Source organism: Fulvimarina fulva, from assembly GCF_039652615.1.
In the GTDB taxonomy this organism is placed as follows: Bacteria; Pseudomonadota; Alphaproteobacteria; order Rhizobiales; family Rhizobiaceae; genus Fulvimarina.
Genome location: NZ_JBDJAC010000005.1, coordinates 183,031 through 196,798, shown reverse-complemented (window position 1 = coordinate 196,798; position 13,768 = coordinate 183,031). Strand labels below are relative to the sequence as shown.

At 62.5% G+C, this 13,768-nt stretch carries 14 protein-coding genes; 7 read left to right on the top strand and 7 right to left on the bottom strand.

The annotated features are described in order from the left end of the window. Positions 1–10 precede the first annotated feature (10 nt). Positions 11–502: a cytochrome c-type biogenesis protein gene (locus ABDX79_RS09505; RefSeq protein WP_346220116.1), complete on the top strand. Its 492-nt coding sequence runs from the start codon at positions 11–13 to the stop codon at positions 500–502. Between the two features lie 48 nt (positions 503–550). Here ABDX79_RS09505 and ABDX79_RS09500 read toward each other — a convergent pair whose 3' ends face one another. After that, positions 551–1,600 carry an aldo/keto reductase gene (locus tag ABDX79_RS09500; RefSeq protein ID WP_346220046.1) on the bottom strand — a complete coding sequence of 350 codons (1,050 nt, stop codon included), beginning with the start codon at positions 1,598–1,600 and terminating at the stop codon, positions 551–553. 179 nt (positions 1,601–1,779) lie between these two features. Between ABDX79_RS09500 and clpS the strand changes: the two genes are divergently transcribed. Next, on the top strand, positions 1,780–2,085 hold the full coding sequence (gene clpS, locus ABDX79_RS09495; RefSeq protein ID WP_346220045.1) for an ATP-dependent Clp protease adapter ClpS: 306 nt from the start codon (positions 1,780–1,782) through the stop codon (positions 2,083–2,085). A 7-nt stretch (positions 2,086–2,092) separates the two neighbouring features. Here the strand turns inward: clpS and ABDX79_RS09490 are convergent, their stop codons facing one another. The 5 genes from ABDX79_RS09490 to ABDX79_RS09470 are packed head-to-tail and all read right to left on the bottom strand — an operon-like array spanning position 2,093 to position 7,560. Next, complete coding sequence (locus ABDX79_RS09490; RefSeq protein WP_346220044.1) at positions 2,093–3,301, bottom strand: molybdopterin molybdotransferase MoeA; 1,209 nt, start codon at positions 3,299–3,301, stop codon at positions 2,093–2,095. Next, positions 3,298–3,819 carry a cyclic pyranopterin monophosphate synthase MoaC gene (gene moaC / locus ABDX79_RS09485; RefSeq protein ID WP_346220043.1) on the bottom strand — a complete coding sequence of 174 codons (522 nt, stop codon included), beginning with the start codon at positions 3,817–3,819 and terminating at the stop codon, positions 3,298–3,300. Before moaC ends, ABDX79_RS09490 begins: the two co-directional genes overlap by 4 nt. Next, positions 3,816–4,646 carry an indole-3-glycerol phosphate synthase TrpC gene (trpC, locus tag ABDX79_RS09480; protein WP_346220042.1) on the bottom strand — a complete coding sequence of 277 codons (831 nt, stop codon included), beginning with the start codon at positions 4,644–4,646 and terminating at the stop codon, positions 3,816–3,818. Before trpC ends, moaC begins: the two co-directional genes overlap by 4 nt. Further along, positions 4,643–5,674 carry an anthranilate phosphoribosyltransferase gene (gene trpD, locus ABDX79_RS09475; RefSeq protein ID WP_346220041.1) on the bottom strand — a complete coding sequence of 344 codons (1,032 nt, stop codon included), beginning with the start codon at positions 5,672–5,674 and terminating at the stop codon, positions 4,643–4,645. The genes trpC and trpD overlap by 4 nt, the downstream gene beginning before the upstream one ends. After that, positions 5,671–7,560 (bottom strand): SurA N-terminal domain-containing protein, encoded by a 1,890-nt coding sequence (locus ABDX79_RS09470; RefSeq protein WP_346220040.1) that lies wholly within the window; start codon positions 7,558–7,560, stop codon positions 5,671–5,673. Before ABDX79_RS09470 ends, trpD begins: the two co-directional genes overlap by 4 nt. Before the next feature lie 171 nt (positions 7,561–7,731). Between ABDX79_RS09470 and tpiA the strand changes: the two genes are divergently transcribed. The 3 genes from tpiA to ABDX79_RS09455 all read left to right on the top strand — a co-directional run bounded on the left by tpiA (position 7,732) and on the right by ABDX79_RS09455 (position 11,154). Beyond that, the gene (tpiA, locus tag ABDX79_RS09465; protein WP_346220039.1) at positions 7,732–8,541 is read left to right on the top strand and encodes a triose-phosphate isomerase; all 810 of its coding nucleotides are present in this window, start codon (positions 7,732–7,734) and stop codon (positions 8,539–8,541) included. Between the two features lie 64 nt (positions 8,542–8,605). Then, positions 8,606–9,388 (top strand): preprotein translocase subunit SecG, encoded by a 783-nt coding sequence (gene secG, locus ABDX79_RS09460; protein WP_346220038.1) that lies wholly within the window; start codon positions 8,606–8,608, stop codon positions 9,386–9,388. Between the two features lie 137 nt (positions 9,389–9,525). Further along, entirely contained in the window at positions 9,526–11,154 is a 1,629-nt protein-coding gene (locus ABDX79_RS09455) for a CTP synthase (protein WP_346220037.1), read from the top strand. 69 nt (positions 11,155–11,223) lie between these two features. Here ABDX79_RS09455 and ABDX79_RS09450 read toward each other — a convergent pair whose 3' ends face one another. After that, entirely contained in the window at positions 11,224–11,877 is a 654-nt protein-coding gene (locus ABDX79_RS09450; protein WP_346220036.1) for an N-acetylmuramoyl-L-alanine amidase, read from the bottom strand. Positions 11,878–12,030: 153 nt separating this feature from the next. Between ABDX79_RS09450 and ABDX79_RS09445 the strand changes: the two genes are divergently transcribed. After that, on the top strand, positions 12,031–12,900 hold the full coding sequence (locus tag ABDX79_RS09445; protein ID WP_346220035.1) for a VOC family protein: 870 nt from the start codon (positions 12,031–12,033) through the stop codon (positions 12,898–12,900). 11 nt (positions 12,901–12,911) lie between these two features. Beyond that, positions 12,912–13,745: a 3-deoxy-8-phosphooctulonate synthase gene (kdsA, locus tag ABDX79_RS09440; protein ID WP_346220034.1), complete on the top strand. Its 834-nt coding sequence runs from the start codon at positions 12,912–12,914 to the stop codon at positions 13,743–13,745. The last annotated feature ends 23 nt before the right edge of the window (positions 13,746–13,768 follow it).

Genomic DNA, 13,768 nt, shown 5'->3' with positions numbered 1-13,768 from the left:
GTTTCTTAACGTGATCTATATGGCGTTTGCGATCACGCTCTTCATGGCGCTCGCCATGCCGGTGACGAAAACAGCCTTTTTTGCACCTGCGGCCTACGCCGTCGAACCAGACGAGGTTCTCGATGATCCCGCGCTGGAAGCGCGGGCGCGTGAACTTTCGGCGGGGCTTCGCTGCATGGTCTGCCAGAACCAGTCGATCGACGATTCCAATGCCGGCCTTGCGAAGGATCTCCGCGTTCTCGTGCGCGAGCGCCTCGTTGCCGGCGATTCGAATGACGAAGTCATCAATTATCTCGTCTCGCGCTACGGCGAATTCGTCCTGCTGCAGCCGCGCGTTTCCGCCGGCACGATCGCGCTTTGGGCGACACCGTTCGCGGTTCTTCTCGCAGGTGCCGGCTATGCTTTCGTTTCGATGCGCCGCCGCCGCAAGGATCAGCCAAACGCGCCGACCTTGAGCGAGGAAGAACAGCGCGAGCTGAACAAGGTCCTGAAGAACGGGTGATACCGCGTCCGGCTGTTTCAACCGGGCACGGTATCATCGACCTGGCCATCACATCGGGATCGGCCAGCGCTTGTAGACTGCCATAATGTCGTCGAGCACTGCATCGCTCAGTGTCACATCGGCCGCATCGATCGCGTTGTCGAGCTGCGCCATCGTCGTCGCGCCGATTATCACGGAAGCCATGAAGGGACGCGTCAGGCAGAAGGCGATCGCCATCTGGGCCGGATCGAGACCGTGATTCCTGGCGACGGCGACATATTCGTCCGCAACCTCGATCGCATTGCCCGTCGAGGTCAGGCGACCGCCGAGCCCCTCGTTGATCGCGCCGCGAGAGCCATCCGGGATGGCGCCGCCCGAATATTTTCCGGTCAACAGGCCTGCCGCGAGCGGCGTGTAGCACATCAGCCCGACATCTTCGTGGATCGAGGTCTCGGCCATATCGAGATCGAAATAGCGGCAAAGCAGGCTGTATTCGTTCTGGATCGAAACCGGGCGCGGCAGCCCATGCGCCTCGGCAAGCGTACAGAACCGGGTCGTGCCCCAGGCCGTATCGTTCGACAGGCCGAAATGCTTCACCTTGCCGGCCTTCTGAAGATCGCCGATGGTTTGGAGAATCTCCAGCATCTCGTCCTTGGCCCGCTCTCCATCCTGATCACTCGGATCGAAGGTCCAGGACTTGCGGAAGTGGTAGGAACCACGGTTCGGCCAGTGCAGCTGATAAAGATCGATCTCGTTCGTCTGAAGACGCTTCAGGCTGCCCTCGACCGCCTCGGTGATCGTTTCACGGCTGATGCGCGCACCGTCGCGGACCTTCATATTGCCCTCGCCGGTGATTTTCGTGGCGAGAACCACCTTTTCGCGATTGCCGGGCTTGGAGAGCCATGTGCCGATATATTCTTCCGTACGGCCCACCGTCTCCTTTGCCATCGGCGTCGTCGGATACATCTCGGCGGTATCGATAAAGTCGACGCCGCGTTCCACGGCCCTGTCGGCCTGCTGATGGGCCTCCGCTTGCGTGTTCTGGCTACCGAAGGTCATGGTGCCGAGGCAGATTTCGGACACGGAAAGGCCAGTGCGGCCGAGCGGGCGTTTCTTCATGGGGGACCCTCTGGGATCGGAGATTGTTGCAGTTGCGGCGAAGGCCGCGTGTCGCGCACTTATGTATGGCGGAGCGTCGTTCAAGCGAGGCGCTGTGCACCTGCGCCGCGTTGTAAGCAGCGGTCATTAGGGATAGGGGAGCGGCAAGCCCGTCAACAAAGCAAATCCTGGAGCCCGCCATGGCCGACACCAATGTCGATCTCAAGACCCGGGTCAAGCCGAAAGTCGAACGGCCGAAACTCTATAAGGTCCTGCTGCTCAACGACGATTACACGCCGCGCGAATTCGTGGTCATGGTTTTGCGTGCCGTCTTTCGTCTGAATGACAGTCAGGCCGACACCGTCATGATGACGGCCCATCAGAAAGGCGCCTGCGTCGTTTCCGTCTATCCGCGCGATGTCGCCGAGACCAAGGCGACCGAGGCGACGGATCTTGCCAAGGAACATGGCTATCCGCTGCTCTTTTCGACCGAACCGGAAGAGTAGAAAAAACTCAGTCGATCGCGATGTAGCGGCACGGATCGCCGGCCTTCCCCGCCGGCGCATCGACGGGGCGCATGAGAAGCGCATCGGCCTTCGCATAGACCGAGAGCAGCGAGGAATCCTGCTTTCCAAGCGGCCTCAAACGCGGCCTTGTCCCGTCGAACCCTTCGAAGACCGCACGCACGAAATTGGCGCGCACCCCATTGGGCGGCATCGCTTCGGCAAGAAAGCCATCATGGAAGAGCGGACGATCGGGAAGGCCGGCGAGCCGTCTGATGAGCGGTGCCAGAAACAGGGTCGCAGCCACAAGCGAAGAAGCCGGATTGCCGGGAAGCCCCGCGATCCGCATCGCGCCCTTGCGGCCCGCCATGAAGGGTTTGCCCGGCCGCATCGCGACCTTCCAGAAATCGAGATCGACATCGCGCGAGGCAAACACCTTGCCCACGAGATCGTGCTTGCCCACCGAGGCGCCGCCGATGGTGACGAACACGTCTGCCCCGTTGTCCAGCGCATGGTCGAAATGGGCGACGATGTCGTCCTGATCGTCTCGCGCAATCCCGCAATTCAGAACGTCGCCGCCGGCTTCTTCCGCAAGCGCCGCAATGCCGAAGGTGTTGGACGCGACGATCTGGTGCGGTCCGACGGTTTCGCCGGGCAAAACCAGTTCGTCGCCGGTCGCAAGAATTGCGATTTTCGGTCGTGCCAGAACCGTCAACTCAGGATGGCCACCGCTCGCCGCAAGCGAGAGCGCGCCGACCGAGAGGAGGGTTCCCGCGGACAGAAGCCGGGCCCCATCGACAAAATCGACACCCGCCTTGCGAATATGGTCGCCGCGCGCCGGCGCTTCCTTGACACGAACCTGCCTTTCGCCGGCAGCTTCGGTATCCTCCTGAATGAGAACCGAATCCGCGCCTTCCGGCATCGGCGCGCCCGTGAAGATCCGAAGCGCCTGGCCCTTGGCAATCGATCCGCTCCAGCCATGTCCGGCTGCCGCCTCGCCGACGACATTCAGAACTGCACCGACCGACGCATCCTCGGCCCGAACAGCATAGCCATCCATGGCCGACGCGTCGAAACCCGGTTGTGTCCGCCTTGCGAAGAGATCGCCCGACAAAACCCGGCCGCGAGCGGCTCGCAACGGAACGATATCCTTCCGATCGATCGGCTCTGCACCGGAAAGGATCCGGGCGTATGCGTCCTCGACGGGAAGAAGGCTCATCGGGTTGCTTTCCTCTCGGTCTCGGCCCGAAAATCGCCGGACTTGCCGCCCGACTTGGTGAGAAGCCGGATGCCACCGATCTCCATCTCGCGATCGACGGCCTTCGCCATGTCATAGACGGTGAGGCAGGCGACGGAGACGGCGGTCAGCGCCTCCATCTCAACGCCGGTCTTGCCGGAGACGCGGGCAAGGGCCGTGAGGCGCAGGCCGGGCAGCGCCTCGTCCAACTCGATTTCGACGCCGATCTTGTTCAACAGAAGCGGATGGCAGAGCGGGATCAGTTCGTGCGTGCGCTTGGCGGCCATGATGCCGGCGATCCGCGCAATGCCCACGACATCGCCCTTCTTGGCCTGGCCGTCGCGGATCAGCGACAACGTCTCGGGCTTCATGCGCACGAAGCCCTCCGCCGTTGCGACCCGAACGGTCTCCGCCTTGTCGCCCACATCCACCATGGAGGCCGAGCCGGTCTCGTCGAGATGGGTCAGCCGGTTGCCGGCCTGTCGGTTCTCATCGCTCAATGGGGCATGTCCGGACGATGTTCGCCGAGGAGCACACGCGTCGCGGCCTCGACATCGTCTTGTCGCATCAGGCTCTCGCCGACAAGGAAGCTCCGAATGCCGCGATCGCAAAGCCGCAGGCAATCGGCATAGGTGAAGATGCCGCTTTCGCCGACGATGGTCCGGTCGTCCGGAATCATCGCGGCCAGGGTTTCGGCCGTTGCGAGACTCGTCTCGAAGGTGCGCAAATTGCGGTTGTTGATCCCGATCAGCGGCGATCGCAGCTTCAGGGCGCGTTCCGTCTCGGCCTCGTCATGAACTTCCACCAGAACATCCATGCCATAGGCGATCGCGGCGTCTTCCAGCGCAAGCGCTGTTGCATCGTCCACCGCCGCCATGATGACGAGGATCGCATCGGCGCCCCAGGCCCGCGCTTCGGCGACCTGATAGGTGTCGAACATGAAGTCCTTGCGCAGCGCCGGCAATTGCGTCGCCTCACGCGCATCCTTCAGGAACTGCAGGCTTCCCATGAAGCTCGGTTCGTCGGTGAGGATAGAAAGGCAGGCCGCGCCGCCCCGCTCATAGTCTTTCGCGATCGCTACCGGATCGAAGTCGTCGCGGATGACCCCCTTGGAGGGGCTTGCCTTCTTCACTTCGGCAATCAGCGCAAGACCGCCGGTCTCCGTGCGATTGCGGATCGCTTCGAGAAAGCCCCGCGGCGGGCCTGCGTCCGCCGCCAGGCGCTCGAGCTCGTCGATACCTGTCCGCGATTTCGCCGCGGCGATCTCATCGCGCTTATAGGCTTCGATGCGGCTCAGAATGTCGATGGCGGGCTGGGTATCACTCATGATGTATTTTTCCCAAGGCGCTGGGTCACGCTGACCAGCCTGTCGAGAGCGGCCTGGGCCTGTCCCTCGTCGATTGCGTTCTGGGCCATCCGCACGCCCTCTTTGAGGTCGCCGGCCTTGCCCGCTACCACCAGCGCGCCGCCCGAATTCAGGCAGACGATATCGCGATAGGCGCCGGCTTCGCCCGAAAGAAGTGCCGACAGCCGCAGCGCGTTGTCCGCAGCCTCGCCGCCGCGAATTTCGGACAGATGGGCGACCTTCAGTCCGACATCTTCGGGTTTGACCGTAAAGGTCCGGATTTCGCCGTTGATCAGTTCGGCCACCTGGGTTTCGCCGGTTGTCGTCATCTCGTCGAGACCGTCACCATGGACGACCCAGGCACGTTCCGTGCCGAGTTCGCGCAGCGTCAGAGCCATGGGCTCGATCCATTCGGGCCCGAAAACGCCGATCAGCAGGCGCGTGACGCCCGCCGGATTGGTCATCGGCCCGAGAATGTTGAACATGGTCCGCGTTCCGAGCTCCTTGCGGGTCGGCCCCACATGACGCATCGCGGCATGGTGGTTCGGTGCGAAGAGGAAGGCGAGACCCGCTTCCTTGATGACGTCGGAGAGCTGGTCCGGCTTCAGGTCGATGTCGACGCCGAGGGCCGCCAGCACGTCCGCAGCGCCGGAGCGCGAGGAGAGGGCGCGATTGCCGTGTTTGGCGACCGGCACGCCGCAGCCCGCGATGACGAAGGCCGAGGCCGTCGAGATGTTGACGGTGCCGGAATTGTCGCCGCCGGTTCCGACGATATCGACTGTTCCTTCGGGAGCTTCGACGCGGGTCATGTTCGCCCGCATGGCCGAAACCGCGCCGGCGATCTCGTCGACGCTTTCGCCGCGGACCCTCAACGCCATCAGGAGACCGCCGATCTGCGACGGCGTCGCTTCGCCCGACATCAGGATCGAAAAGGCAGTTTCAGCTTCCGAGCGCGTCAGCGCCTTTCCGCTCGCAACCTTGGCGAGATAGGGTTTGATCCGTTCGCTCATCGCAGCAGGCTCTTGGCGTTCTCGATCCCGTTCGGATAGATTTCAAGCGGATAATCCTTCTGGACCCGCGTTACGTAGCTCTGGACCAGATCGTTGGTGAGCCCGGACTGCACCTGTCCGATCTGCGTCTGGTTGACGTTGTCGAGCGGCGAGGCCGGCGGTGCCACCTCGTCGATCTGCAGCACGACCTGTTCGAGCGCGCCCCGACCCTTAGCGGCTTCGATCGTGCCCTTGCCGCCGGAAAAGGCCGCCTGGCTCGCCTGCGCGCCGATCTCGCCCGCGCCGCTCTGGCGCGTGATGCCCATCGCGCTCTGCACTTGAAGACCGTTTTCCTCAGCGACGCCCTGAAGCGATTTGCCACTTCGGACCTCGTCCGCAAGCGCCTGAGCCCGTTCTTCGACAAGGCGCAGGGTTTCAGCCTGCGTCCAGTCGTTGACGACCTGCTGACGCACTTCGTCGAGGGTTCTGTCGCGCGCCGGCTGGACGTCCGTCACATCGAAGAAGAGATAGCCACCGTCATCGGTCGTGAGCGGAATATTATCGAAGCCGGGTTCGCTCTGGAAGGCTTCCGTGAGGAGTTCGTTCTCTCCCGACAGGGCTGTGACCGGTGCACCGGATGGATCGCGCCCCTGGCGGTCAACCGCCTTGTAGGTTTCGACGGTAAGGCCTGCCTCCTGGGTCGCTTCCTCGAAGCTCGCCCCGCCTGCGCGTGAATCCTCGTAGGTCTGGTAGGCCGTATTCAGGGCATCGCTTGCATTGTTGAGCGCAAGATCGCGGCGAATATCGTCCGCAACCTCTTCGAGCGGCGTCACCCTTGCTTCCTGAATTTCGGACACCCGAACGATCGTGGGGCCGAAGCGGCCGTCGATGACGTCCGAGGTCTGTCCGCTATCCAGCGAAAACGCTGCCTGACGAATATCGGGGTCTGGAATATCCTCTTCGGTGACGAGACCGATCGCGGTATCGCCCGGGTTCTTGCCGGCAGCACGTGCGACATTCTCGAAAGTCGCCCCGCCAGCGAGTTTTTGAGCCGCTTCATCAGCCGCCGCCCGATCGGAGAACACGATCTGGCTGACCTGCCGCCGCTCCGGTTCGCCGTAGCGGCTTTGATACTGCTCGTAATCGGCGGCGATCTGCTCGTCCGTGACCGCGCTTTCGTCTGCGATCGTCTCACGCGTCAGCCGCGCAACCTGAAGGCCGCGAAATTCCGGCGCAGCGTAATTGGCCTTGTGTTCCTCGAAATAGGCCTGAAGCTCTTCGTCGCTTGGTTGTGGTTCGCTCTCGAGGGCACCCGGTCCGACCGAGATATAGCTGACATTGCGCCGCTCGCCATTGAAGAGACCGAGCGCTTCTTCGTAGGCCTTGGGAAGGGTAATGCCGTTGCTCACCGCATCGACGATCTGCGTGCGCATCGCGGAATCTTCCTGATACGCGATATAATCGGACTCGCGCAGGCGGATCTGGTTCAGGAGATTGCGGAACAGCGAGCGGGAGAAATTGCCCGAGGCATCCTGAAAACTCGGATCGTCCGCGATAATCCGCGCAAGCCGTTCATCCGAGATCCCGAGGCCGATATCGCGCGCCTGTTCGGTCAGGACAGCGCCGGAGACCAGCTGAGAGAGTACGGCCTGATCGATCCCGAAGGCCGAGGCCTCTTCCGGTGTCAGCTCACGCCCGAGCTGCCGGGTGATGCCTGAGCTCACCTGATTATAGGTGAGGGCGTATTCGGGCAGCGGCACATCGGTCTTGCCGACGCTGAGGACGGCATCCTGATTGCCGCCCCGGAAGACATCGCCGATGCCCCAGACCGCAAAACTCAACACGAGAAGGCTGAGCAGGATCTTGGCAGTCCAGCCGGTCGTCGCTTTTCTTAGCGAATTGAGCATGTCACTCCCTTGAATATCCAGCCGCTCTTCTTGCGGGGCGGCGTATCCGGGTTCTTATTAGGAAACAAGGCTCGACCGGCGCAAGGCACCGGCTGCCGATTGATTTCGGCTTTCCCAGGCGGTAGTTCCAGAACCGAGTTGAGAGATTTATCGGTCCCTGAAGGGGTAAATATGACGACGCCACTGATTGCCGGCAATTGGAAGATGAATGGCACCCTCAGATCCCTCACCGAGCTGAAGGGGATCGCGGATGCGATCAAGGACGGCCGGACGGAGGGCACGGATGTGGTCGTCTGCCCGCCGGCAACCATGCTTTCGGCAAGCCGCGGTATTCTGCACAACGCCGCGAAGGTGGGCGGGCAGGACTGCCACGCCGAAGTCAGTGGTGCCCATACGGGTGATATCGCGGCCGAAATGCTGAAGGATGTCGGTGCTTCCTATGTGATCGTCGGTCACTCGGAGCGTCGCGGCGACCACGGCGAAAGCGACGAGATGGTTCGCGCCAAGGTGAAGGCGGCCTGGCGGGCGAAACTCGTCGCGATCGCCTGCATCGGAGAAAGCCAGGAAGAGCGCGACGAGGGCCGGACACTCGATCGTCTCGGCGAGCAGCTTGCCGGATCGCTTCCTGATGGCGTCGAGGCCGATAATCTGGTCGTCGCCTATGAACCGATCTGGGCGATCGGCACCGGCCGAACGGCGACGTCCGAAGATGTCGCCGAAGCCCATGCCTTCATCCGCAAGACCCTGATACAGCGCTTTGGGAGCCAGACCGGATCGGCCATTCGCATTCTTTACGGCGGGTCGGTGAAGCCCGACAACGCCTTCGAGCTGATGCACACCGAGAACGTCAATGGCGCGCTAGTTGGCGGGGCGAGCTTGAAGGCGGCGGATTTTATTGCGATATGCGAGGCAGCGGCGCGGCCCGATGGTCGCGATCCATTCGAACCCGACTTTTCTGACCTTGAAATCGGCTTGGAATAACAAGCCATTTTCTATAGAAGGCGCGCCATTCACGTAAGACTGCGCAGCGCGTCCTGGAACATTCATGGAAACCATCCTTATCGTCGTCCACCTGATGATCGTCGTCGCGCTCGTCGTGGTGGTGCTCCTCCAGCGCTCGGAAGGCGGTGCTCTCGGCATCGGCGGCGGCGGTGGTGGCATGATGTCCGCACGCGGCGCGGCGAATGCGCTGACCAAGACGACGGGTATTCTCGCCGCGGGCTTTTTCGTCACCTCGCTGACCCTCGGCATCCTTGCCCGCTACAGCTCCCAGCCGACCGATATTCTCGATCAGCTTCCGTCCGGCCAGGGCCAGTCGACCGATGGCGGCAGCCTGCTCGATCAGCTGGGTGGCCTGCCTGGCGACAATGGCGGGGCCAATGGTGCTGCCTCGGGTGATGCCGGCGCTGCCGGCAGCGAGGCTCCGGCCGATAGCGGTGCCGCCGGAAACACATCCGGTGCTGCGCAGACCGAATCGCAGTCTCTGATCCCAGGTGCGTCGGGTGGCGCGTCCGGCGCATCGTCGACGCCATCGTCTCAGACCGAGGCTCCGGCAAACGAATCGCCGGCCAGTGCGACCGGTGCCGACAACAGCTTGTTGCTCGACCAGCCCGCGCAATCGGGCAATGGCACTGATACATCGAACGATGCCGGCGTAATTCCGGCCAATCCCGGCGAGAGCGCGCCGAATGCGGCCGACCCGGCCCCCATTCCGCCAGTCGAGGATCGCTCGGCTGTCGAACAGGCGCCGGATCAGCCGCTCTCGGGCGGAAATGCGCAGGGCGAGGCTCAGGCCGACCAGCAGGGCGAGAGCCAGACAGGCCAGTAAGGCCTGGGCTATAACGCTTTTACGAACGCGACGAGACCCGACGGGGTGCCTTTGGCGCCCCGTTTTGTTTGTGAATAAGAGACGCGTCCAGTTTTTTGACTGGCATCACCGCGCGTCTCACGATAACGGGAAGGCCCATGGCGCGATATATCTTCATCACCGGCGGCGTGGTCTCCTCACTCGGCAAGGGCATTGCTTCTGCAGCCCTCGGCGCACTCCTTCAGGCGCGCGGCTACCGCGTGCGCCTCAGGAAGCTCGATCCCTATCTGAACGTCGATCCGGGCACGATGAGCCCGACCCAGCATGGCGAGGTCTTCGTCACCGACGACGGAGCCGAGACCGATCTCGACCTTGGCCATTACGAGCGCTTCACGGGCCGCTCGGCGAACAAGGCCGACAACATCACCACCGGCCGCATCTATCAGAACATCATCGCGAAAGAGCGCCGCGGCGATTATCTCGGCGGCACGGTGCAGGTGATTCCGCACGTTACCGACGCCATCAAGGAATTCGTCCTCGACGGCAACGAGGATTACGACTTCGTCCTCTGCGAGATCGGCGGCACCGTCGGCGATATCGAGGCGATGCCTTTCATGGAGGCGATCCGCCAGCTCGGCAACGACCTGCCGCGCGGCGGGGCGATCTACGTTCACCTCACGCTGATGCCGTATATCCCGGCGGCGGGCGAACTGAAGACCAAGCCCACCCAGCACTCGGTGCGAGAACTGCGCGCCATCGGCATTCAGCCCGACATTCTCCTCGTGCGCGCCGACCGTCCGATCCCGGCCGACGAGCGGCGCAAGATGAGCCTTTTCTGCAATGTCCGTTCGACGGCGGTCATTCAGGCGCTGGATGTCGCGACGATCTACGACGTGCCGATCGCCTACCATAACGAAGGCCTGGATTCGGAAGTGCTGGCGGCATTCGGAATCGATCCCGCGCCCAAGCCGCAGCTCCAGCGCTGGCATCAGGTGGTCGACAATATCCGCAATCCCGAAGGCGAGGTCACCATCGCCATCGTCGGCAAATATACCGATCTGAAGGATGCCTATAAGTCGCTCATCGAGGCGCTCCAGCATGGCGGCATCGCCAACCGGGTGCGCGTCAAGCTCGACTGGATCCCCTCGGAAGTCTTCGAGAAGGAGGACCCGGCTCCCTATCTGGAGCGGGTGAACGGCATTCTCGTCCCCGGCGGCTTCGGCGAGCGCGGCTCGGAAGGCAAGATCCTCGCGGCCCGTTTCGCGCGCGAGCGCAACGTTCCCTATTTCGGCATCTGCTTCGGCATGCAGATGGCGGTGATCGAGGCCGCGCGCTCGCTCGCCGGTATCGAACAGGCCTCCTCCACGGAATTCGGCGAGACCAAGGAGCCGATCGTCGGCCTCATGACCGAATGGCTGAAGGGCAATGAGCTCGAACAGCGCGCGGCGGAAGGCGATCTCGGCGGCACCATGCGCCTTGGCGCCTACAAGGCGGCCCTCAAGGAAGGCTCGCGCATCGCCGGTATCTACGGCGACACCGAGATCAGCGAGCGCCACAGGCACCGCTACGAGGTCAACCGGGCCTATCGCGAGCGCCTGGAAGAGGCGGGCATGATCTTCGCCGGCATGTCGCCGGACGGACTTTTGCCCGAAACGGTCGAATTGCCCGACCATCCTTGGTTCATCGGCGTCCAGTATCATCCGGAGCTGAAGTCGCGCCCGTTCGAACCCCATCCGCTGTTCACCAGCTTCATTCAGGCGGCGGTGGAACGAAGCCGGCTGGTGTGATCCGTCGGACCGAGACGTGATGCCGTTCTCGATCCGAACTTTCAGGCCTCGTGGTCGAAAAGGCCATCCTTATCCGTAGACGGCGTATCCACCCGTTTCCTCGCTCCGGAGATTTGCGACCTGTGCGTCGGACTGAGAGCCGCCCAGAACGAGCGACTTGAACCTATCCCAGGGAAACAGCTTTCTCGGATCGGATCGACGATCCGGGTCAAGTTTCGCATGGGCGACGACGTGTTTGAGGTTAGGATATTTGAGCCAACAGTATCGGACGATCGCGGCCGTGGCTTCTATCTGCCATGATGAGAACGGATCCCTGTCATCCTGAGCGTTGACGACCTCGATGCCCAGAGAGAAGTGATTGACCTTCTTCTCTCCGTTCCAGACATCTGGATGGGATGCGGAGTTGCGCACATGCCAGGCCGCCCGAGTTTCGGGAGCGCAAGCCCAGACATGATGTCCATGAGCGTTTTCGTTTTCGTCCGGAACCAGCCAGTGGAAGCTCGCCCGACCTGCGCGCATTACGGAGACGGCGCCGTCGGAACTCGAGCCTGCCGTTCCGTGGATCACAACCGCGCGGATGCCTTCAATTGGATCGTAGAGCCGTGTCGACGTGCAATTCGCCCACGTATCCTGAATGTTGGGATACCAACGCTCCGACAGATCTTCGTCGTCGGGTTTAGCTCCATTTGGGAGATCGAATTGCCAAGTGCGAGAAACGTTCATCTCTTTCGTTCCTTCTCCTCAAAGTAGATATTAAATTTACTATTCAACTATCGGTTGATTTTTCTCGATAGGCAAGGTCAAAAATTTCAGGTGGAAGCGGCGCATCCCTGATCTCGGAGCGAGCGGACGATGGGAGGCGGAAGGCAATAGTGCTTGAGCGCTTCGGACAGGGCCTGTACGTGTGATCTCATGCGCCAGCTCGATCACATCGTCATGCCATTCGCCGCACTGTCTGAAGCGCGCGCGTTTTTCGAAAGCCTCGGCTTTACGGTTGCACCGGATGCGCAGCATCCATTCGGTACCGGCAATGCCTGCATCTATCTGGCGGACGGGCTCTTCATCGAGCCGCTTGCGCGCGTTGACGAGGACGCCTGCGAGGCGGCGGACCGCGACGGCAATCTCTTCGTGCGCCGCGATGCCGCGTTCCGCGCGGAGCATCCGTCAGCGTTTTCCGGCCTTGCTTTGAAATCCGATGACAGCCTCAAGGACCGCGAGAGCCTTGCCCTTGTCGGGCTCGCCGAAGAGGCGACCGTCGACTTCGAACGGACGTTGACGCTTCCCGATGCCACCACCGGCGAACTCGCCTTCCGCCTTGCCTTCGTGAAGGATTTTGCGCCGCGCGCGCCGAACATCTTCCTGTGTGAGGTGAGACGTTCTGCGACCGTCGATCGCGGCGAGCTGACAAGCCATCGAAACGGGGCAACGGGTCTTGCCGGCATCGAATTCGCGACGACGGACATCGAGGCGGCCGAGGCTTACTTCCAGGCCGTGCTCGACGGTGATTCGGACGAAGACGAGGACGGCAATCTCTTCTTCGACCTCCCGAACGGGAGGGTCACGGTGACGGAAGTCGGCGGGGAGGGCGTGCCGGCTTTTTCTCTGAGCGCGATCGTCATTCGCACAGGCGATCTCGGGGCCGTTCGCGGCGTTCTCAGCGAGGCCGCCGTCGACTTCGAGGCCGAAGAGGACTATCTCGCCGTTACCTGTCCCAACGGGGCGGGCCGCATCGTTTTCACCGGCTGAGCGACTCCCCCATGAACAAGATCAACAATCAGGTCGCGGCAGCGTCCGTGAACTTTGCCAACGACAAGCCCCTGGCGCTGATTGCCGGCCCCTGCCAGATGGAAAGCCGCGATCATGCGATGATGATCGCCGAGCGGATGAAGACCATCACCGAGGACCTCGGCATGGGCTACGTCTTCAAGGCAAGCTTCGACAAGGCGAACCGCACGAGCCTGAAGGGCCGGCGGGGCATCGGTCTCGGCAATGCACTGCCGGTGTTCGAGGAAATTCGCGATCAGCTGCAGCTGCCGGTCATCACCGACGTTCACACAGAAGAGCAATGCCGGGAAGCGGGCGCGGTCTGCGACATCCTGCAGATCCCGGCCTTCCTCTGCCGCCAGACCGATCTTCTTATCGCCGCCGCGAAGACCGGCTGCGTCGTGAACATCAAGAAGGGTCAGTTCCTCGCGCCCTGGGATATGAAGAACGTTCTTGCCAAGGTGACCGACAGCGGAAATCCGAACGTGCTTCTCACCGAGCGCGGCGTCTCCTTCGGCTATAACACGCTGGTCTCGGACTTCCGCGCGCTTCCCATCATGGCCGAGACGGGTGCGCCGGTCGTCTTCGACGCAACCCATTCGGTCCAGCAGCCGGGCGGACAGGGCGGCTCGTCGGGCGGTGAACGCCGCTTCGTGGAAACGCTCGCGCGAGCTGCCGTCGCGGTCGGCGTCGCCGGGCTCTTCATCGAGACCCATGAGGACCCGGACAACGCCCCCTCCGATGGGCCAAACATGGTGCCGCTCGACCGGATGCCGGAGCTGCTCCGTCGCCTGAAGGCGCTGGATGATCTCGTGAAAGGGTTTTGATTTCGATCCGGTCAGGTTGCTGA

What these genes read in the sequence shown, in the direction of transcription:
- ABDX79_RS09490 (WP_346220044.1), bottom strand. Translation starts at nt 3,301, where the DNA reads ATGAGCCTTCTTCCCGTCGAGGACGCATACGCCCGGATCCTTTCCGGT.
- kdsA (WP_346220034.1), top strand. Translation starts at nt 12,912, where the DNA reads ATGAACAAGATCAACAATCAGGTCGCGGCAGCGTCCGTGAACTTTGCC.
- secG (WP_346220038.1), top strand. Translation starts at nt 8,606, where the DNA reads ATGGAAACCATCCTTATCGTCGTCCACCTGATGATCGTCGTCGCGCTC.
- ABDX79_RS09500 (WP_346220046.1), bottom strand. Translation starts at nt 1,600, where the DNA reads ATGAAGAAACGCCCGCTCGGCCGCACTGGCCTTTCCGTGTCCGAAATC.
- tpiA (WP_346220039.1), top strand. Translation starts at nt 7,732, where the DNA reads ATGACGACGCCACTGATTGCCGGCAATTGGAAGATGAATGGCACCCTC.
- ABDX79_RS09470 (WP_346220040.1), bottom strand. Translation starts at nt 7,560, where the DNA reads ATGCTCAATTCGCTAAGAAAAGCGACGACCGGCTGGACTGCCAAGATC.
- ABDX79_RS09450 (WP_346220036.1), bottom strand. Translation starts at nt 11,877, where the DNA reads ATGAACGTTTCTCGCACTTGGCAATTCGATCTCCCAAATGGAGCTAAA.
- trpC (WP_346220042.1), bottom strand. Translation starts at nt 4,646, where the DNA reads ATGAGTGATACCCAGCCCGCCATCGACATTCTGAGCCGCATCGAAGCC.
- ABDX79_RS09455 (WP_346220037.1), top strand. Translation starts at nt 9,526, where the DNA reads ATGGCGCGATATATCTTCATCACCGGCGGCGTGGTCTCCTCACTCGGC.
- clpS (WP_346220045.1), top strand. Translation starts at nt 1,780, where the DNA reads ATGGCCGACACCAATGTCGATCTCAAGACCCGGGTCAAGCCGAAAGTC.
- trpD (WP_346220041.1), bottom strand. Translation starts at nt 5,674, where the DNA reads ATGAGCGAACGGATCAAACCCTATCTCGCCAAGGTTGCGAGCGGAAAG.